This is a genomic window from Rheinheimera sp. MM224, from assembly GCF_947090785.1.
In the GTDB taxonomy this organism is placed as follows: domain Bacteria; phylum Pseudomonadota; class Gammaproteobacteria; order Enterobacterales; family Alteromonadaceae; genus Pararheinheimera.
Genome location: NZ_OX352320.1, coordinates 3,741,066 through 3,760,551, shown reverse-complemented (window position 1 = coordinate 3,760,551; position 19,486 = coordinate 3,741,066). Strand labels below are relative to the sequence as shown.

General features: G+C 47.6%; 21 protein-coding genes. 10 read left to right on the top strand and 11 right to left on the bottom strand.

The window, feature by feature from the left end:
* Positions 1-390: 390 nt before the first annotated feature.
* Together OM978_RS17675 and OM978_RS17670 are read right to left on the bottom strand one after the other, a co-directional pair.
* Positions 391-1,029: a DUF6988 family protein gene (locus OM978_RS17675; RefSeq protein WP_264343604.1), complete on the bottom strand. Its 639-nt coding sequence runs from the start codon at positions 1,027-1,029 to the stop codon at positions 391-393.
* Positions 1,030-1,111: 82 nt separating this feature from the next.
* Positions 1,112-2,596 carry a serine hydrolase domain-containing protein gene (locus tag OM978_RS17670; protein ID WP_264343603.1) on the bottom strand — a complete coding sequence of 495 codons (1,485 nt, stop codon included), beginning with the start codon at positions 2,594-2,596 and terminating at the stop codon, positions 1,112-1,114.
* Between the two features lie 338 nt (positions 2,597-2,934).
* Between OM978_RS17670 and OM978_RS17665 the strand changes: the two genes are divergently transcribed.
* Positions 2,935-3,684, top strand: coding sequence for an SDR family oxidoreductase (locus tag OM978_RS17665; protein WP_264343602.1), 750 nt, complete (start codon positions 2,935-2,937; stop codon positions 3,682-3,684).
* Between the two features lie 43 nt (positions 3,685-3,727).
* Here the strand turns inward: OM978_RS17665 and OM978_RS17660 are convergent, their stop codons facing one another.
* A complete protein-coding gene (locus tag OM978_RS17660; protein ID WP_264343601.1) occupies positions 3,728-4,636 on the bottom strand; it encodes a LysR family transcriptional regulator in 909 nt (302 codons plus the stop codon).
* Positions 4,637-4,781: 145 nt separating this feature from the next.
* Here OM978_RS17660 and OM978_RS17655 point away from each other — a divergent pair, with 145 nt between their 5' ends.
* The 4 genes from OM978_RS17655 to OM978_RS17640 all read left to right on the top strand — a co-directional run bounded on the left by OM978_RS17655 (position 4,782) and on the right by OM978_RS17640 (position 8,123).
* Positions 4,782-5,546, top strand: coding sequence for an SDR family oxidoreductase (locus OM978_RS17655; RefSeq protein WP_264343600.1), 765 nt, complete (start codon positions 4,782-4,784; stop codon positions 5,544-5,546).
* 188 nt (positions 5,547-5,734) lie between these two features.
* Positions 5,735-6,580, top strand: a complete 846-nt coding sequence (locus OM978_RS17650; protein WP_264343599.1) for a restriction endonuclease — start codon at positions 5,735-5,737, stop codon at positions 6,578-6,580.
* Between the two features lie 178 nt (positions 6,581-6,758).
* The gene (locus OM978_RS17645; protein WP_264343598.1) at positions 6,759-7,130 is read left to right on the top strand and encodes a PA2779 family protein; all 372 of its coding nucleotides are present in this window, start codon (positions 6,759-6,761) and stop codon (positions 7,128-7,130) included.
* Positions 7,131-7,142: 12 nt separating this feature from the next.
* Positions 7,143-8,123: a PA2778 family cysteine peptidase gene (locus OM978_RS17640; protein ID WP_264343597.1), complete on the top strand. Its 981-nt coding sequence runs from the start codon at positions 7,143-7,145 to the stop codon at positions 8,121-8,123.
* A 29-nt stretch (positions 8,124-8,152) separates the two neighbouring features.
* On the opposite strand, the gene OM978_RS17635 is transcribed toward OM978_RS17640, so the two are convergent.
* The gene (locus tag OM978_RS17635) at positions 8,153-8,545 is read right to left on the bottom strand and encodes a RidA family protein (RefSeq protein WP_264343596.1); all 393 of its coding nucleotides are present in this window, start codon (positions 8,543-8,545) and stop codon (positions 8,153-8,155) included.
* 189 nt (positions 8,546-8,734) lie between these two features.
* Here OM978_RS17635 and OM978_RS17630 point away from each other — a divergent pair, with 189 nt between their 5' ends.
* The 3 genes from OM978_RS17630 (at position 8,735) to OM978_RS17620 (ending at position 10,271) form a co-directional block, all read left to right on the top strand.
* On the top strand, positions 8,735-9,322 hold the full coding sequence (locus OM978_RS17630) for a TetR/AcrR family transcriptional regulator (protein ID WP_264343595.1): 588 nt from the start codon (positions 8,735-8,737) through the stop codon (positions 9,320-9,322).
* Positions 9,323-9,562: 240 nt separating this feature from the next.
* Entirely contained in the window at positions 9,563-9,955 is a 393-nt protein-coding gene (locus OM978_RS17625) for a hypothetical protein (protein WP_264343594.1), read from the top strand.
* A 4-nt stretch (positions 9,956-9,959) separates the two neighbouring features.
* Positions 9,960-10,271 carry a helix-turn-helix domain-containing protein gene (locus OM978_RS17620; protein ID WP_264343593.1) on the top strand — a complete coding sequence of 104 codons (312 nt, stop codon included), beginning with the start codon at positions 9,960-9,962 and terminating at the stop codon, positions 10,269-10,271.
* Positions 10,272-10,284: 13 nt separating this feature from the next.
* Here OM978_RS17620 and OM978_RS17615 read toward each other — a convergent pair whose 3' ends face one another.
* Positions 10,285-10,953 (bottom strand): RluA family pseudouridine synthase, encoded by a 669-nt coding sequence (locus OM978_RS17615; RefSeq protein ID WP_264343592.1) that lies wholly within the window; start codon positions 10,951-10,953, stop codon positions 10,285-10,287.
* A gap of 109 nt (positions 10,954-11,062) precedes the next feature.
* Between OM978_RS17615 and OM978_RS17610 the strand changes: the two genes are divergently transcribed.
* Entirely contained in the window at positions 11,063-11,515 is a 453-nt protein-coding gene (locus OM978_RS17610; protein ID WP_264343591.1) for a DUF4826 family protein, read from the top strand.
* Between the two features lie 90 nt (positions 11,516-11,605).
* On the opposite strand, the gene mqo is transcribed toward OM978_RS17610, so the two are convergent.
* Positions 11,606-13,243 carry a malate dehydrogenase (quinone) gene (mqo, locus tag OM978_RS17605; protein ID WP_264343590.1) on the bottom strand — a complete coding sequence of 546 codons (1,638 nt, stop codon included), beginning with the start codon at positions 13,241-13,243 and terminating at the stop codon, positions 11,606-11,608.
* A 259-nt stretch (positions 13,244-13,502) separates the two neighbouring features.
* The gene (locus tag OM978_RS17600; protein WP_264343589.1) at positions 13,503-14,564 is read right to left on the bottom strand and encodes an AraC family transcriptional regulator; all 1,062 of its coding nucleotides are present in this window, start codon (positions 14,562-14,564) and stop codon (positions 13,503-13,505) included.
* A 147-nt stretch (positions 14,565-14,711) separates the two neighbouring features.
* Between OM978_RS17600 and OM978_RS17595 the strand changes: the two genes are divergently transcribed.
* On the top strand, positions 14,712-16,244 hold the full coding sequence (locus tag OM978_RS17595) for an amidohydrolase family protein (protein ID WP_264343588.1): 1,533 nt from the start codon (positions 14,712-14,714) through the stop codon (positions 16,242-16,244).
* A gap of 17 nt (positions 16,245-16,261) precedes the next feature.
* Here the strand turns inward: OM978_RS17595 and OM978_RS17590 are convergent, their stop codons facing one another.
* From OM978_RS17590 to OM978_RS17575, 4 genes are all read right to left on the bottom strand, one after another.
* Positions 16,262-17,317 (bottom strand): NAD(P)H-dependent flavin oxidoreductase, encoded by a 1,056-nt coding sequence (locus OM978_RS17590; protein ID WP_264343587.1) that lies wholly within the window; start codon positions 17,315-17,317, stop codon positions 16,262-16,264.
* A 74-nt stretch (positions 17,318-17,391) separates the two neighbouring features.
* Positions 17,392-18,054 (bottom strand): DsbA family oxidoreductase, encoded by a 663-nt coding sequence (locus tag OM978_RS17585; RefSeq protein ID WP_264343586.1) that lies wholly within the window; start codon positions 18,052-18,054, stop codon positions 17,392-17,394.
* A 75-nt stretch (positions 18,055-18,129) separates the two neighbouring features.
* Positions 18,130-18,336, bottom strand: a complete 207-nt coding sequence (locus OM978_RS17580; RefSeq protein WP_233008219.1) for a tautomerase family protein — start codon at positions 18,334-18,336, stop codon at positions 18,130-18,132.
* A gap of 39 nt (positions 18,337-18,375) precedes the next feature.
* Positions 18,376-19,410, bottom strand: a complete 1,035-nt coding sequence (locus OM978_RS17575; protein WP_264343585.1) for a quinone oxidoreductase family protein — start codon at positions 19,408-19,410, stop codon at positions 18,376-18,378.
* Positions 19,411-19,486 lie beyond the last annotated feature (76 nt).

Genomic DNA, 19,486 nt, shown 5'->3' with positions numbered 1-19,486 from the left:
CCGCCAGTTCTGCTAGTTGACTTGGGTCTAGGTGCTAGGTGAGAAAATTTTCTATCAGGTGAGTTTGCCGCTTCGTAAACTCTTGAAGCGATTTCGTATTTTGAGCCCCATCCAACATAAATTTTATAAGGTCAACTACATGCTCTCCGCGTTTATTTCGTCTTGACCAAAGCAAGCTTGCAAAAGTGACCGTTATCAAATGAACTGCACAGATCGTACTATTTATGGCTATAGCGCTTTCGATCTTTTCGTACTGTTTGCTACTCAGTTATCTGACTGGATTTCTCGTCATTCGGGCGCCAAGGGGATTTCGCATGCACGGTAAAATCACTTCCTTTTTCGATTAACTGGAAAGCTCCGCTTCGAATTAGGGGATTTACTGAATGACCATCAATGGATTATCGGTAAACAATCGACAAATCTGTGATGCATTCCTCGAACAGGTTCGATTGCGTTGTCGCTCCCTGTGAGTAGTGACATCATCTGAATGTTCATTGCAGCGATAGCGTTAGCGTTTCGAATTGCATCATAGATCAACTTTGGTTCATAGCCCTTACTTGAGCTGATAATAGAAAGCAAGCCACTGTGGGTGAAGCTGTTAATTGAAGAGTTAGTAACTGCCTTGAATTCGTTGAGCTGAGAAAGGATATGCTTTGGTCCATCAGAATTCTCTAAGTCTTTTAGCATCTGGGCGATAATTGGTGTTTCAAACTTTCTGAGATCTTCGGGACCTATAGTTTGTGCTTTACTCAGAGTTGTAAACCACACGTCATTTGCAGCATAGATAAACCACATACCACGAATCAGACTCTCGTACTGAAGACGCATTAAACCTAAGCCTGAGGACGCCAGATCATCAGTAATTAATTTCAACGTTGCTAAACCATGCTCAAAACATAAAACACCAGATTGAAAAGCCAACCTGTACTTTAACTCTGGCATTGGCTCCAAATGACTAATGTGCTCAGCCATAAACTGGTACATCTCAAAGCAACGTGGCAGCAGTAAATTTAGTTTTGTTTCATACATAGACGTGCCCCCGATATACGATAAATATTCAGGCTTAACAAAGTTTCAAAGTCGTATGTTTGTTTCCGCGCTATGCCATGCTTTACTTAACTCTCTCCGCTTTATAAGTATTCACCCCCTTAATCAAAGAAAACCCCGTCACCTTATTTTTAGCATCAGTTTCAAAGCGGACTGTGGCGTCTGGTGATGTCAGAAAGAAGCTGGTTTCGGTTTCCCGGTGCAGTTCGAGGCGCTTGGAGCTGATTAAATTGCTCTGGAAATACAGGCGGTTGCCTTCGGAGATGATGGAAGCGGGTTTATCTAACAGCAGGTATTCGCCTGCTAACTTTTGGTTTAGTGTGGCATCCGGCGCTATGGTTGATTTTTGTACCACCTTAAAATCGGGCCAGTTGTATTCGGCGGCAATACTGGCAAATATCTCTTGAATTAACGCGCTGCCATTGTCGCTGTTGGTCAGTACTACTGCACCCTGGCCGGTTTTTGTGTAGCCGAATAACAAGGTGCGAAAGCCTTCATTGCCGCCACTGTGGCTAAAGCTGGTTCTGTCTGGCTGTTGTTCGACAAAAAAGCCAAGTCCGGTTTCACCCAAGCCACGGGTTAACATGGTTTTGGTCATTGGGCTGGAGAGTATTTTGTCTGAAGTACCTGCGTCCGACTTTTGCACTTCAATAATAATTTTTGCTAAATCCGAAGGCGTGCTCCACATGCCAGCCGCTGCCAGCTCAGGGTTTTGGTGCCACAATCCAGTAATGGCTGCACCACTGCCGTTATGTCCTGCGGCCGCATTGTTGCGCTCTTGCTGTGGCAAGCGGGCTGCGAAGCGACTGTGCTGCATATCTAAAGGGGTGAATACTATATCTTGTAATAGCTGCGGGAAATCCTGTTTGCTGGCTTCCATCATCATCAACTGGATGATGGTGTAACCCCCACCAGAATAGCTCCACTTTGTGCCTGGTATTGCTTCAACACGAACTGCTGCTGAGTTCGCTGGTGAATCACCATTTAGCACCGCCAGCAGGCTTGGCACAGTTTGTGTCATCTCATAGCCATGAAAACCATGCACATTGACGCCACCACTGTGGTTCAGCAACTGCCTCAGGCTGACTTTATGCTCTTTAGTGAATTCATTGTCAGGCAGCTTCCAGCTTTTCAGTTGGTTGTTTACATCGCCATCCAGCTGAAGTTTTCCTTGTTCAACCAGATGCAATGCCGCCATGGCGCTGACGGCTTTGCTGATAGAGGCGGTTTGAAATAAGGTGGTTGGCGTGGTGTGTTCTGCTTTTCCTACAACATTAACCCCATAAGCACGGGCCCACTCAAGTTGACCATTGTTCACCACCGCAATGCTTACGGCAGGAACCTGATGATAGTGCATCCGATCTGCAAGCCGCATTTTTTTAGCTGATGCGCCTTTAACAACCACTGAAGTAGAAAGCCCTTGTTCAACACGGCTGATTTTCTCATTTAGCGCGGTTGAGTCTGAACTGGCTGCAAACACTGCTCCTGTATAGGCGCTACATACCACAAGGAACATCAGGGTTTTACGCAGTAACTGTGGTGCAGGCATGAAGTGGTCGTCCTTGAGTTAGCAGCCAGAATGTGGTTCTAACAAGTTAATTTACCTCACCTTATTGAAAAGCTGCTGTAGTTGCAATGATGAAGCTGTAAGCAATAGCTTCAAAAATGGCTACGCCTATATCCTCCCCATCATTCACAAAAGCTGAACGGATCATCAATAGTTGTGGGTTTGTTTCAGAAGTTCTGACTGTTTATAGTTCACTCACTGCCTACGAGTTAGCCTTGTGACCTAAGTTGCTCATCGCATGTAGGGTAGATTTTTTAACAAGCAACGCAGTCCACAACAGTAGACGCTAAAGCTAAACCCAACAGAATCAGGAGTTACATATGAACAGATTTACCAACAAAACAGTGTTAGTGACAGGTGGCAACAGCGGTATTGGTTTGGCGACAGCCATTCAATATGCTCAAGAGGGCGCTCGTGTTGTGATCACCGGCCGCGATCAGGCGACGCTGGACCAGGCGAAAACCATGATAGGCGCAAACACCATAGCCTTACAGAATGATCAGGGTGATATTAAAGCGGCTGGCGAATTGGCCCGTACTTTGGCTGAGCAGGGCATTAAACTGGACGCCATTTTCGTAAATGCTGGCGTTGCAAAGTTCGCCCCATTGCTGGATATAGATGAAGCTTTGTGGGACCAAACCTTTAACGTCAATGTCAAAGGTGCGTTTTTCACCATACAGGCGCTGACGCCGCTGCTGAATCGTGGCGCCGCCATTGTCTTAAACGGCTCTATTAATGCACATATCGGCATGCCTTCTTCTTCTGTGTATGCAGCCAGTAAAGCCGCGCTGATTTCCTTCGCTAAAACTTTGTCGGCAGAACTGTTGCCATTGGGTGTGCGGGTGAATGTAGTCAGCCCTGGTCCTGTCAGCACGCCACTGTACGGCCGTTTAGGGATGGACGCTGCCCAGCTTGAGCAGATGGCAAAAGCTATTCAGGACCAAATTCCGCTAAACCGTTTTGGTACCTCAGAAGAGCTGGCTAAAACAGTGCTGTTTATGTCGTCGTCTGACTCGGCCTTTATTGTCGGCACAGAACTGATTGCTGATGGTGGCATGAGCCAATTGTAAAATTCCAGGGGCCTGTACCATCAGGCCCTTTTATTTTTTCCCGCTATTTTCCTCTGTTGTCCCAGGGGGCAGTTCCGGCAAAAGCTTCCACCAGAAAGTCGATCATCATCCTTACTTTGACACTCAAATGCCGTCGGCTTGGGTACATGGCCAGTACGTCGATATCCGGTAATTTGTAGTCTGGCAGTAGTGGCACCAAAGCGCCGGAGGCTAAATCCGGGCCTATCAGAAAAGTAGGCTGCCAGATAATACCGGAGCCACAAAGCGCCAAGGCTCTTACCGTATCGCCATTGTTGGTGTGCACCTTGCCTTTCACTTTCACCTGATGAGTTTTGCCGTTGTTGTCGGTAAAATTCCATTCATCGCCCGAATAGGTGTAAGTGATGCATTCATGTTCTTTTAAATCGTCGGGTGTCTGGGGTGCGCCGTGTCGCTGCAGATAAGCAGGAGATGCACATAACACATTATGCGAGCTGGCCAGTTTACGCGCTGCGTGATTCACCGAACCCGCGCGTGAAATACGGATCACCAAATCGTAGCCTTCCTCTACTATGTCAACCACCCGGTCAACCAGCGAAATATCCAGTTCCAGCTCTGGGTAACGACGGCTAAATTCAGGCCATAAGGGCGCCAGATGCAAAATACCAAAACTTAAAGGCGCATTAATTCTAAGCCTACCCCGTGGTTGCATAGCGGCTGAAGACACCAGGGCTTCAGTTTCTGCCACATCGGCCAGTATCGACTTGCAGCGTTCAAACAGCGCTTCGCCACTTTCCGTCAGCGACAATTTACGAGAGCTGCGGTTCAGTAGTCTGCAGCCCAAATGGGCTTCAAGATCATTGACATAGCGGGTGACATTGGCGGGCGAAGTATCGAGCAGATCCGCTGCTTTACTGAAGCTGCCTTTGCTCACCACAGTCATAAAAATTTCGTACGCTCGTAGTCTGTCCATTTCAGCGCCTTCTGTTTATTAGTTCGTTCATAAAAAATGAATGATAGCTTTATATTCGCTGCCTTCATCTACTAAAAGCTATTCACTATAGTAGCAGCCAAGCAGGTCATGTGACCTTGTTTAACTTAAAACTGAGGAATAGATCATGCAAAAATTAACCGGAAAAGTAGCTATTGTCACAGGCGCAAGTTCAGGTATTGGCCGTGCAACAGCTTTGTTGTTTGCCCGAGAAGGCGCAAAAGTAGTAGTTGGTGCGCGTCGTGAAAGCGAACTGGCAAGTTTAGTAGCAGAAATTAAAGCGGAAGGTGGTGAAGCTGTTGCACTGGCAGGCGATGTGATTTCTGAAGACTACGCCAAAGCTTTAGTGGCTTTAGCTGTCAGTCAGTATGGCCGTTTGGATATCGCTTATAACAACGCCGGCACTTTGGGCGAAATGGGCGCCAGTACAGAAGTATCGGCTTTGGGTTTTGCTGAAACTTTGGAAACCAATCTGACCAGCGCATTTTTAGGCGCTAAACATCAGGTGCCTGAAATGATTAAACAAGGCGGTGGTTCAATCATTTTCACTTCTACCTTTGTCGGTTATAGCTTTGCATTCCCTGGTGTTGCAGCTTACGCCGCCAGTAAAGCAGGCTTGATTGGTTTAACTCAGGCTTTAGCATCCGAGTTTGGCCCACAAAATGTGCGGGTGAATGCGGTATTACCAGGCGCTGTTGATACGCCTATGTACAGAGGCATGAATGATAATGCTGAATCTCAGGCTTTTGTTACTCAGTTGCATGCATTAAAACGAGTCGCAACACCAGAAGAGTTAGCCCGTTCAGTGCTTTATCTGGCATCGGACGACTCGTCTTTTGTTACAGGCACAGCTTCATTAGTGGATGGTGGCGCATCCATCACCAGAACCTAAGCTGGTTTGTCGTTTTAGCGAAGCAAAGGAGGTTAGGCCTCCTTTGTTTTTTGAATGTCCTTTCTTTTCAGAATACCCGCTTGAACTTAGCGACCTAAGGCTTTAGTCTGTACCCGTATTTTGCTTTTTAGCCGTTTCAAATCAAGCGAGCGAAAAGGCATGTGGTAGTGACGAAGCATGGAGTGCTGATGGCTCGCAGAAAGAAAACCAATTTGTTGGAAGACTTATTTAATATGGCCGCAGCTTTGCCCTGGTGGGTTGGTGTGACCTTGGCTGTTGTTGTGTTCTGGTATCTCGATTCGCTTGCGGCTCAGCCTATTCCTGTAGCAACGAACGCAGAGCAGTTATTGTCGGGTGTGAAGTATCAGGCCCTGCAGACATTGGGCTTTTATGGCCGCTTTGTTTTTCCCTTCTTTTTACTTGCAGGCTCAGTTGCTTCATTTTTTGCGCGGCGTAAAAGAGTAAAGCTTTTAGCTACTGCAAGAAACACCGAATCCTCCGATCCATTCAGTACCTTGTCCTGGCACGACTTTGAGTTGCTGGTAGGCCAGTACTTTAGGGAGTTGGGTTACAGCGTGGCTGAAACCAGCTTTGGCGCAGATGGTGGCGTAGATTTGCGGGTCAAAGACGGTGCTGAAACTTATCTGGTGCAGTGCAAATTATGGAAAGCCAGCAAGGTTCCTGTCACTGTGGTACGTGAGCTCTATGGTGTCATGATGGCAGAAGGAGCATCGGGCGCTATTGTTGTCACCAGCGGTGAATTTACGCCGGATGCAAAAGGTTTTGCCGAAGGTAAATCTATAGTGCTGGTGGATGGTCGCTTACTGGTCAATTCCATTCGTAACAAAGAACCCACATCTGAATTAAAAGCCGACATACGTTGCCCATTATGTGGCAGCGATATGCAACTGAGAAAAGCTAGAAAAGGCCCCAATACAGGCAACTTCTTTTACGGCTGTAGTCGTTTTCCAGGTTGTAAGGGGGTTAGAGATGCAAGCGCGGAGGTACAGCCGAATTCAGAGATCCGTGCGTAAAACGCTAAATTTTTATTGTTACATCTTTATCTGGAACGGCGGCGCTTTCTGCACGTTGTTGCGCATAGCAGACGAATGCTTTACTCTTCAAGTCAGATGAAGGTTAGCTAGTCAGTGCTTTGAATTTTATCTAAAAACAGTTTTTTCCATAAAAACAACAAATTAAGGATAAATAAAGATGAATAAATTTTTAAAAGCCAGCATCCTGTGTCCAATGTTAGTTCTTGGTATGAGCCAGGCTAGCGCTGCTGTATTTAGTTCAGAGCAGGTTATCGCCAATCAACAATTCAATTTCAACAAGCAGCAAGTATTGTCTTATGTAGACAGTGCAGAAGTGCAGAATAAACTCATTGAGCTGGGCGTAAGTCCTGCTGATGCAAAACAACGTATCGCCAATATGACTGCCGAAGAGCTTAGTGCGCTGAATAGTCAGATGAACGAAATGCCTGCAGGCGGTATTGTTGGTATCGTGGTTACTGTACTGGTGGTTGTGGTTGTCACGGATTTAATGGGTCTGACGGACGTTTACCCTTTTATCAACCCAATTTAATTCGTGAGTTTGATGGTTTTACTACGACAGGCCTGCCTTTTGGCGGGCTTGTTGATTTTACTGACCGGCTGCCAAACGCCGCCACAAACCAAGCTACTACTGGCTGATCCTCCTGCTATCGCTTCTGCGCATCTGATCCCGCACGTGCCATTTTATCCGCAGCAAGAGTATTTTTGCGGCCCGACGACCTTATCTGAAGTTGCTGGTTTTTATGGGCTTAAAAAAGACCCTGCCACTATAGCGCCCACTACCTTTATTTCGGGTTTGCAAGGCACTCTGCAAATTGAAATGTCAGCTGCAACACGGCAACTGGGTCTGGTCGCTTATGCGCAGCGCGGTACTATGAGCCAATTGTTAAGCCTGGTTGCTGAAAACATTCCGGTTATAGTGCTACAAAACAACTCTCTGGCCTGGCTGCCGCAGTGGCATTATGCCGTGGTGATTGGCTACGACCTGCAAAGCAAAGAAGTGATTTTGCATACCGGGGTGACTGAAGCGCACCGTCTGAACTTTTCTACTTTTGAGCGCACCTGGGCGCGTGGCAACTACTGGTTTTTAGCCATGTTACCCGCGGATAAAAGTAGTGCGCAGCTTGAACCCTTTATTTACACCAAAGCCAGTCAGGATTTACTCAGTACTCAACAGGTTAATAGCGGTATTACAGCGCTTAAAACCGCAACAAGCCAATGGCCTGATTATTGGTTACCGTACTTTTTATTAGGTAATCATTACTTCTCAAGCCAGCCTTTAGTGGCTGCACAGTGGTTTGAAAAAGGCCTGCCTTTTGCGGAGCAGGAAATATCTTATCTGAACAATTACGCTGTGCTGCTGAGTGAACAAGGTTGCCAGGCTAAAGCAACCACACTGATTGAAGCCGCGCTGAAAATCGCTCCGAATGACAGCAATCTGCTGGATAGCCAGAAACAAATCCGTGAGTCTGAAGCTTCGGTTGCAAAGACTGGCTCCCAATGTCAGCTACAAACAACCAACTAGTAGCTGGCCGTTTGTGCACCTAAGCTTGCTTAGCCAGGAATGCGGGCAATCACCTTAATCTCAAAATCAAAGCCTGATAACCAGGTAACGCCCACTGCTGTCCAGTTTGGATAAGGTGGGGCACCAAAGATCTTTTGTTTTACTTTCATAATGGTGCCGAATTGATGTTGTGGATCGGTATGAAAGGTGGTGACATCGACTATATCGTCAAAACCGCAACCTGCTGCAGCCAAAGTAGCTTTAAGATTCTCAAAGGCCAACTCCACCTGAAGTTCGAAATCAGCTTCAGGGCTGCCGTCAGCATGGCTGCCTACCTGGCCGGAAACAAACAACAGATCGCCAGAGCGAATTGCAGCTGAATAACCATGTTCTTCATAAAGTGCATGTCTGTTGGCGGGGAAAATAACTTCTTTTGTAGTCATGGTATAGCTCTCTTTGTTAATGGGTGATTGGCTGCGACGCTGCCGATATGCGCAGTAGCACAACACAATCCGGATAGTTTTAATGGTCCTGCATGTTGAATTGGTTTAACATACGAGGCGTATGTAGAATATCTCGCATACGCTGCGTATGTCAAGTGGCATACATTGCGTATGTGAAAGGAGTATCGAATGAGTATCCGATTAACAAAGATGGCGGAAAACCGTGAGAAGCTGATTACTGCTGCACGGCGGGCCTTTGCTGAACAAGGTTACGCTGCGGCGTCTATGGATACCTTAACTGCTGAAGCGGGGTTAACCCGGGGGGCGTTGTACCATAACTTTGGCGATAAACGTGGTTTGCTTGCTGCTGTGGTGGACCAAATTGACTCTGAAATGGCTGACTATGCGAAGTCTGTCGGCGCCAAAGCAGAGAATGCCTGGTTAGGTTTATTGGCTGAAGGCGCGGCTTATATAGAAAAGGCGCTGGACCCTGAAGTGCAACGTATTGTATTGCTGGATGGCCCTTCTGTGCTGGGTGACCCATCGCAATGGCCGAGCCAGAATAAATGCCTGCAATCGACCAGAAGCACCATTGAACAGCTGATTGAAAATGGCACAGTTAAACCAGTCGATGCTGAAGCTGCCGCTATGTTGTTAAATGGTGCCGCTTTAAATGCAGCACTTTGGCTAGCCTCAAGTGCTAATCCTCAGGCTATGCTGCCAAAAACGCTGGAAGCATTTAATTTACTGGCTTCTGGTTTTTTGGTGAAAGGCTGATAGAGAAAGAATATCCTTTTGTATCTTCAGAAAACGCTGCCTTCTTAGCAAGACGCTCGTCTTGATGACTCTTGGAGGGGAGATATAAGTTGTAGCCATGATCTTCTGTTAACTTATTGATTTTTAATAAGTGTCATAATAGTGTCAGCTGACAGATGTTGGACTGTCATAGCAAAGTCGTCAGAGGTTCTGGCCTGTCGTGCTGTACTGAGGCCGAACTTAATTAACGGAGAAACTTCCATGAATATTCAAGCTGACCGCGCTATCACGTTTTTTGATTTGGGTGAAGATTGTATACGTGTAGAGTCGTCTTTTCTAACCGGACAAGAGCAGGTATTTGTTAATGATCAACTGATCTCGAAAAAGCTCAGTTGGCGTTATAGCTCAACCCATGCCTTTGAGATTAAAGGGCAAGCCATAGAAGTTAAGATCCGTATTGGTAGTATTTTACGTGGTCCTGTAGTGATTGAGCTTTGGGTTAATGGCGAGAAGAAAGACAGCGATGAATGGGATTTGAAACGTATTATGCAGCGGGCACGGCAACCGGGGTGGAAAGCCTTACTGATGATTTTTCTGTGGGGTATGGTTGGTGCTGTAGTGGGATTCAGCCTGGCCATGCTTTTCAAAGGATAATGTTATGCAACTGAACTTCTTATTGATTCGCCAGTTGCGAACAGACAAAGGCTGGACCCAGCAGCATCTGGCAGACATTTGTGATCTGAGCCTGCGAACTATTCAGCGGGTGGAAGTGCAGGGCATAGCCTCGTTGGAAACCAGTAAAGCACTGGCTGCTGCCTTTGAGGTCAACAGAGAGTCACTGTTGAGTGAGGTCGGTCTTTCTGTTGCTAGCTCTGATATCAGCAAAAAGCCTATCCCCTTGTGGTTACTCTGCGCTACTTTTTTGGCCGGAGTACTTTGTGGTGCATTTTTACTTAGTTTATTAAGTTAGTCTGTGGCTTTACCTAAAACGGACAAGGGCAGCTGATCGTCATACGCTGCCTTGTTACCGGATGATCAAACTCCAATGCTGACGCATGCAACAACAGCCGTGGCGCCATAGCTTGTGTTTCGTCGTTGCCGTATAAATCACAGCCCAACATAGGGTGACCCAGATACTGGCTATGAATACGAAGCTGGTGAGTGCGGCCTGTTTCTGGTGTAAATAACAGCCGGGTTCGGTCTGGCGTGGTTAATCGTTCCAGCACCTGAAAATGGCTAAGCGCTTTTTGGCCTTGGTCAAAACAAACTTTTAAGCGTGGAAATAAGGCTTTGTCCTTACTGATAGGTGCTTCAATGATGCCGCTATCTTGTTTTATATGGCCAGCCACTATGCTTTGGTAGCGTTTTATTACAGTGCGGGCTTGAAACTGCTGGCTTAACAAAGAGTTGGTGGTTTTATCTAACGCCAGCAGCATAACGCCTGAAGTACCCAAGTCGAGTCGGTGTATTAAGGTGATTTGCGGATAAATTTGAGCTAAACGGTAGTGCACAGAGTCGAGGTTCAGCGGGTTTTTACCGGACAAACTTAACAAGCCGCTCGGTTTGTTGATCAGCAGAATATGTTGGTCCTGATACAGCGTTTCAATAGGCTGATGACAGGCTGGGGCAACAAAATTATCTATAACCGTCATCTTGGGTATCCCAACTAAATCTGGCGCAGAGTGTACTTGAAATCAAAGCTTGCTGCCTTGCTTTAACTTGGTGAAAATAGCTGTTTTCAGCCAGCAAGAGCGTTTGACGATGAATTTGGATGAAGCAGAGGACTGGGCCTGGTGTGATGCGCAGTTTGCCGCTATTGAAGCTTATGTAAAAGCGCAGAATATCCAACATGGTGTCATTTGTGACTGGCCTGAATGGTATGCCGCACCTTATGTTGGTTTGTGGGCAGTGGAAGATCCGGCTGATCCGGGTTTTGTTGGGCACTGGATTTTAGCCGGTGATACGACTGGCGTTCAGCCACAGCCTGTGGCTTTTGATTATTTAAGTGCAGAAGATGGTGCTGAGCCTCGTGAAGCTTTAGCTGCCTTTGCCAAAAAATGGGCTGCTTTGGCAGCAGCTGCAGCGAAAGGCACAGCCTGGACTGGCAGTCCGGTACTCAATGGGGATTTGCCACAACAAGCAACGCAGTTAGCCCGGCAGGCGGAGCTGTTAAAGCTTTGGGCCAGTGACGATGATATGTGGGACGAAGACTAAGCAAAAAGTCAGCTCCGGTTAAATAAAAAAGGTCTCAGCAATGAGACCTTTTTTCTACCTAATCCCGTGACCAGCATTAATAAAGTGCTATTACAGCACCATATCTCTGGCAGCTTTGCTTTCCAGTGGTTTGTCTTTTACTGCTGCCGGAATAGCGGCGGCATTAATCACTGGAGGTGGTGTCAGCTGTAAAACTTCTGCTGTGTAGTTCCAGCTTTGTTGTACCTGCTCAGGTGAGTCGTTCAGTTTAGTGCCGTAACTTGGCACTATTTGACGGATTTTCGCCTGCCACTCTGGTGTTGCTACTTTATCTTTAAAGGCTTTTTCTAAGACAGTCAGCATGATAGGTGCTGCAGTAGAAGCACCGGGCGATGCCCCAAGCAGGCCTGCAATACTGGCATCTGCCGAGACGACAATTTCAGTGCCCAGCTTTAATACACCACCTTTTTCTTCATCACGTTTGATAATTTGTACGCGCTGACCTGCCTGCCATAAACGCCAGTCTTGCTTTTTCGCTTCTGGGAAATACTGCTGTAAAGCGGCAAAACGATCGTCATCAGACTGCATCAGTTGGCCTGCCAAGTATTCGACTAACGGATACTGATCAACACCTACTTTGGTCATAGGCCAGATATTGTGGGTTGTGACGCTGCTCAGCAAGTCAAAGTACGAGCCTTCTTTTAAAAACTTGGTAGAAAAGGTCGCGAAGGGGCCAAACAAAATCACACGTTTGCCATCCAGCACCCGGGTATCCAGGTGTGGCACTGACATAGGTGGAGCGCCAACAGAAGCAATACCATAAGCTTTGGCCATATGTTGTTGTGCCACAGTGGCGTTTTCAGTCACAAGGAAAGAACCACCGACAGGGAAACCTGCGTATTCGTCAGCTTCAGGAATACCGGATTTTTGCAGCAGTTTTAATGCACCGCCACCTGCACCAACAAAAACGAACTTAGCGTTTACTTCAGTCACTGTGCCGTCTTTTAGGTTTTCATATTCCACATGCCAGCTGCCATCGGCGTTACGGCTGATTTCCTGCACTTCGCTTGATAGTTTTAACGAGAATTCAGACTTAGTTTGCAGATAGCTGACAAACTGGCGGGTAATTTCGCCAAAGTTCACGTCTGTGCCTAAGCTGCTCCAGGTGGCTGCCAGTTTTTGTTGTGGATCACGGCCAGCCATCATCAGCGGCACCCATTGCTTAATTTGCTCTGGATCTTCTGAATACATCATGCCGCTGAACAGCGGGCTGGCTTTCAGTGCGTCATAACGTTTTTTCAGGAATTTAATATTGTCATCACCCCAAACAAAACTCATATGAGGGGTGGAGTTGATAAAAGACTCTGGGTTTTTCAGTACATTGTTTTTCACCTGCCAGGCCCAGAACTGGCGTGACACCTGAAAGGCTTCATTGATTTCAATGGCTTTGCTGATATTAACCTTGCCATCTTTATCTTCAGGTGTGTAATTCAGTTCAGCCAAAGCTGAGTGACCAGTACCTGCGTTATTCCAGCCGTTTGAGCTTTCTTCAGCGACATTGTCGAGACGTTCAACCATTTCCATCGACCAGCCTGGTTCCAGTTCATTTAACCAGATCCCGAGGCTTGCACTCATAATGCCACCGCCAACCAGCAGTACATCGACCTTTTTCGTTTCTGCAGCCTGAGCCTGCAGCATAGTGACTGTCATCACCAGACTTAACAGCACAGTGCGTGTCTTATTTACCATGGGTGTTCTCCACTAGCTAAAAAGTAAGCCACATGCCGCTCTGTAATAAAGCGTCTTGCTGCGCAGCCGGACAACATGTAGAGCTTGATTGAGATGTCTTAAGGCAGTGCTGAAACATTCGCTGTAGAAAACTCCCCGTGCGAACGCTGGAAGACATCAACGCTGCCTGACAAGCACTATTGTAGCGCAGAGCTCAAAATACAAGGCAATTCAGGGGGCAGAATGCCAGCATAGCGGGATAAAGCCCCTTAATTCGGCGCTATTGGCCTTGTGAGCTGCTTTGTCTGAAGGCCGAAGGTGACAAACCTACCACTCGCAAAAACTCTTTATTAAAGTTGGATTTACTGCTGAACCCGGCTTGTTGCATCACTTCAATCACAGGCATCTCAGGTTCAGCCAGCAATAAACGTTTGGCCTCATGGATGCGCTGATCATTCAGGTAGACCGAATAACTCTGGCCGTACAGTTGATTAATGGCAGTGGATAACTGGCGGGCTGGCAGCTGTAACTTTTTAGCAGCCTGCGGCAAGGTAATACCAAATTCCTGTTTATACAGCTGCTCTTTGCTTACCAGCTGTGCAAAACGTTGCATGATGTCAGCGGCGCGTTGTTGTTCTTCTGCAGTTAAGCTTTTTTGTTCAGGTTGTAAGCCAAGCAGATACATCCATTCCAGCCAGTTACTGCGCTGTAAAGCGGCCAGCAAGGTGGCAATATTCAGCAGGAAAAAGGCGCAACCCGAAACAAAAAGGGCTACCGAGTCCTGCAGTTTCACACCTGCCTGAATTTCCTGAACCACCGCTATTTCACAGCCAATATTGATCAGGGCAATCAGCATCAGACAAGCTAACCAGCGATACGCAGGGGAGGCCAAAGTGCCCAGATGGTGCAAGGCCTGTTTTCCTTGTCGCATCCGAAAAGCGATTAACAGGAAGTACAAAATAAAACTGGCCATGATGGCGAAGTCTATGAAGTCCATCAGTAGTGAGCTGCTGAGCAGTATTACAAACACCAGCGTTCCGGCGACAAAGTGCAAAGCATCAGACCAGCGCAGTTGCGCATCGGGTTTTTGCACCAGGCAAAAATACAGATACAACAAAGGCCCAAGCCACATTGCCACCAAAGGACGCAGCAAGCCTAAGGCACCGGCTTGTCCATGCAGCACAGCAATCAACATAATACTTTGATGGGCATACAGTAGATAGCTAAAGCCAAGCAGACGTTTAGGCCAGGGCCTTAGTGCTGTCATAAACAAGAATTGCGCTGCTAACAGCAGGCAAAGCAAAGTATTAGCGGACTGAATATAAGTAATGTAACTAAGCATCTGATCTGCCTTTTAAATTATGCCTCATCATAGCCCTGACTAAGACGACCTGAAACCTGTTTTTTAAGACCTCGATCCTGTTTTGAGTCGAGCGTCGTTGCAGAAAAGCACAAAGTTGCTGGCAGTTCATCACAACAGGAAACTTTTATGCGCCACTCTTTCATTTCTACCAAAAGCCGTTTTGTCAGTCTCAGTGTTTTGAGCTTGCTGATGGCTACTGCCCCTGTGTTGGCCGAGTCTTTGCTGATCCGTAATGTCAGCATTATTAGTGACGGCATCAGTGGCGACAGCACTGGCAATAATCCACAAGCTTCTGCTGCGCAGGATGTGCTGATTAATAACGGAAAAATTCAGGCTATTGGCACAAAGCTTGGGCTGGCTGACAAGCAGATTGATGCCAGTGGTAAGTATCTGATCCCAGGGTTGATTGACAGCCATGTGCACTTAGATGGCGTGCCTGGCTACAAGGGCCATGATGCAAAAGATGAATCTATGCTGCAACAAGCCAGAACCCAGATGCCACGCAGTTATGCTTATTTTGGTTTTACCACTGTGCTGGATTTAACTGGCGATGCGAATTTTATTGCCAACTGGAACAGCGTACCTGCAGGCCCCAAAGCCTATTTTTGTGCCCCGGTGGTGATCCCTAATGGGTATCCGGCGGTGTTTTTTGGTAAAGAAGGCCAGTTTCAACTGACGGGCAGTCAATACATGTTGTATGACCCGGTTCAGCCTGATGTGTATCCGGCCAGTTTTAACAAGGAAGATCATAGCCCAGAAGCTGTGGTGGCTTTAGCCAAACAACAGGGCGCCCGTTGTATCAAGGTATTTTATGAAACAGGTTTTGGTGCACAACGTAACTTACCAGTGCCTTCTGTGAAGCTAATGGAAGCTGTAGTGACACAGGCTAAACAACAAGGACTGCCCGTGTTTTTGCATGGCAATTCGCAGGCTGCTTATGAGTTTGCGCTCGACACAAAAGTAAATACGCTAGTGCATGGTTTATGGCATACCCATAAAGGTGCAGAGCCAGAGCATAATCACAGCAAACTGAATCGTATTGCCGATTTACTGGTGAAAGCCAATATAGCGGTCCAGCCTACCATTCAGGTGCTTTATGGTGAGCAGGAATTACTGAATCCGGCATTTTTTCAAAACCCACAAGTGCAGCATGCCATACCAAAACAACTGAGCCAGTGGTATCAAACTGAAGCAGGGCAGTGGATGAACAGGGAGCTGGCTGACAACTTTGCACCAGCACAAAATCCGGCAGAGCTGTATCAGCAGATCAAACAGGCTTATCAGCAACCTCTGATGACAGTGCGCCAGATGACGGCAGATTTAAACCAAAGAGGAGCTGTGTTGCAGTTTGGCAGCGACACGCCAAGTGGTCCTTTTTATAGTCAGTTTCCTGGCATCAATGGTCGTTGGGAAATGGATCGCTGGCTGGAAACTGGTTTGAGTTTATCGCAGCTGTTCAGCGCCATGACCAGTGGTAATGCCAAAGCTTTAGGCATGGAAGGCGAGATTGGTTTTGTAAAAGCAGGGCTGGATGCCGATTTGTTATTGCTTGGCAGCAACCCGCTGCAGACTGTTACTGCTTATGATCAAATAGAGCTGGTGATCCTCAAAGGCAAACCACTGCAACGTGCTGAGTTGTCTGCGGCTCAACAGCAATAAAAGCCTGCAGCAGAAACCTAAGCCTGTTGCCACTCTTTCACCAGCGTGGCAATCAGTGCTGCGGCCGGAAGCTCCCGCGCTAAAGCTGCAGCTTGTCCGGCCCATTGCACTGTAAAATCCTCGCTGCCATGTTTAGCTGCGGCAGCAACCAGGGCTTTGGCTGCGTCGTAGGTTATAGGGTAGTCGGGCAGTGGCGGTGCATTGACTTCGACTTCCTGATAAAAACTATTAGGCAAACCCCGGGCTGCTCGGCCTGAGATGACGCTGGTAAAGCGGGTTTGGCTAGCCAAAGGGCTTTTCAGCTTCGCACTGTACAGCGCGTTAGTGGCAGATTCAGGGCAGAGTAAAAAGGCAGTGCCCAGCTGCACCGCACTGGCACCTGCGGCCAGCGTCTGTTTAATAGCTTTGCCATGCATAATGCCACCAGCGGCAATCAGCGGTTTAGTAGTGAGCCCGCTCAGTGTTTGCAGTAGCGTTAAAGTATCAAGTTGTGAGTCGGGTTGCTTTGGATTAAACACCCCTCTGTGACCGCCCGCTTCTATGCCCTGAGCCACTATGGCATCCACGCCAGCAGCTTCAGCCTGCTGTAATTCATCAGGATTAGTCACACAAGCCAAAGTGTAAATACCGGCTTGTTGCAAGGCTTGTACTGTAGCTGCGTCTGGCACGCCAAAGTGAAAACTGACCACTGCAGGTTTTTCTTCCAGCAGCATCTGTAGTACATCTGTAGCGCCCAGAAAACTTAAATAAATCTCTTGCAGTGCTGTAGGTGTTGATGCAGCAAAACGGGCGAAAAAGGGAGCCAGATGCGCCAGCCATTGCTGCTCAACGTCAGATTTTGCAACAGCAGGCTGATGACAAAATACATTGACGTTAAAGGAGTGACTGGTAAGCAGCCTGGTGGCGCGGATCATGGCTCTTGCCTGTTCACAGCTACTGGCACCAATAGCAATAGAGCCCAAAGCACCGGCATTCGAGACTGCTGCCGCCAGCTCTGGTGTCGAAACACCGGCCATAGGCGCCTGAATAATGGGATAGCGGATGCCTAATCGTTGGCAAAACTCATTGTTCATGCTGCTCTCCTGCCTATATGCTGCTGTCTGGGCACTTATGTTACTAACACATGGTACCGGACAGCTTCTGTGGTTTAAAGCTGCGTACTGTTAGCAATATCCTTTAATGCCTTTTTATAAGCTGCCACACTCTGACTGCCGCTGATCAGGTATTGCTGGTTGACAAACATGGCGGGCACCGACTGAATACCCCATTTGCGCACTTGGAGCTGATGTGCACGCACCTGGGGTTTACAGTGATCGGAGGCTAAAAAAGCCGATACTTCAGTGGCATCAAAACCTGCAGAGACAGCCGCTTCTGTTAACACCTTATGATCACTCAGATTTTTACCTTCGGTAAAATAGGCGGTAAACAACGCCTGTTTCAGTTCCAACTGCTGGCCCGACAGTTGTGCCCAATACATCAGCCTGTGACCGTCAAAGGTATTATAGTAGTGACTGCGTTTTTCCATATTAAATTCAAAGCCAAGTTCCAGGCCTCTTTGGGTGATATTTTGCTGATTGACCAGCACTTGTGCTTTGCTCAGACCATATTTGGCGGCGACATGAGCAAATTTTTCTAACCCAGCTGGCGGAGCGTCCGGATTCAGTTCAAAAGGTAAAAAGTGAATTTGGGCATCAAACTGCTGATTTGTTTCCTGCTTCAGCTCCTCTATGGCGTGCTGCAATGCATAAAGGCCTATAACACACCAAGGGCATACCAGATCCGAGATAAAATCAATTTGTAGTGGTTTCATTGTAAAGTTTTCCTGTTGTAATAGGGGTTGCGGATCAACCCGGCCTTTAAAGCCGGGTTTCGTCTGGTGAAGGTATTAACCCGGATTCTGGCGACGGTATTCGGTGGTGGTAAGACCGGCGTACCCCCAGTTATCTGTATCTACTTCTTCAATCACTATGTGAGTCAGTTCTGGCTTTTTCGCCATCACCCGCTGCAGTGTTTCTGTCATTTCGGCTATTACCTGAGCTTTTTGCTCGCGTGTAACGCTGTCTTTGGTAATACGTAAGTTAATAAAAGGCATCGTATTTTCCTCTATGAATGCTGTGGGTTAGGTGGCTTATTAATAAGCCCAAGGCATCAGCACAACTGCGCCTTTGGCTTTGTTTGTGGCAACCAGCTCGTGAGCTTTTGCGGCTTCACTCAGTGGTAACACTGTGTCGACTACGGGTTTAATCACACCGGCCCGCACCTGCTCCAGCCAGACCTGCAAATCTTCAATGTCAGCCATCAGGGTGCCGCGAATTTGTTTTTGGCTGAAAAAGAAGTTACGGATATCAAACTTCACTTCGGTTCCGGCCATAAAACCCATGGCGACCACTATGCCAAAAGGTTTGACTGCAGCTATGGTGTTGCTGAAGCCGTCACCGCCAATGCTGTCGATGGCGACATCGACACCAGCGCCATTAGTCCAGCGGCTTATGGCTTCATTAAAGTCTTCATCTTTGGTGTTGATCAAAAGGTCCACTCCAAGGGCTTTGACGACGTCGGCGGACTCTTGAGTGCGCACTGTAGTGGCCACTTTGGCACCTAAAGCTTTGGCGACCTGAATGCTCATCAAGCCAGTGCTGGATGCACCTGCATGTACTAATACGGTTTGACCGGCTTTCACTTCACCGACAATTTGAACGGCGCGTACAGCGGTCAGCAAAGTGACAGGCAAAGACACCGACTGTTCTGGTGGTAAGCCGCTGGTGTCATGCACCACCCAGGCTGCAGGTACTGTGATGTACTGGGCATAAGTGCCGGTCAGATGCAGGCCAGGCAAGGAGTAACTTGCTGCGGCTGTGGCAGGACGTATAGCTGCATCAGCTGGGTCTTTGGCATAACCCGGCATAGCTATCACTCTGTCTCCGGTTTTAAAACCAGTGACACCCTGACCCAAGCCTGCAATTTCGCCCGCTGCGTCCATACCCAACACATGAGGGAAAGACAAAGCCGGGTTCACACTGCCTTCGCGGATATAGTGATCCAGTCTGTTCACCGTAGCGGCCAGCACTTTGATCAGAACTTGTCCCGGAGCCGGCACAGGGGTTGGCAGTTCCATCAGTTCAAGCACTTCAGGGCCGCCAAATTTATTTATTACTGCTGCTTTCATATCGTCATCTCCATAGAGGACTTTGCTAATGGGCTAGGCTTGTTCCCATGCTGTTCTGATGAACAAGGAGCCAAGC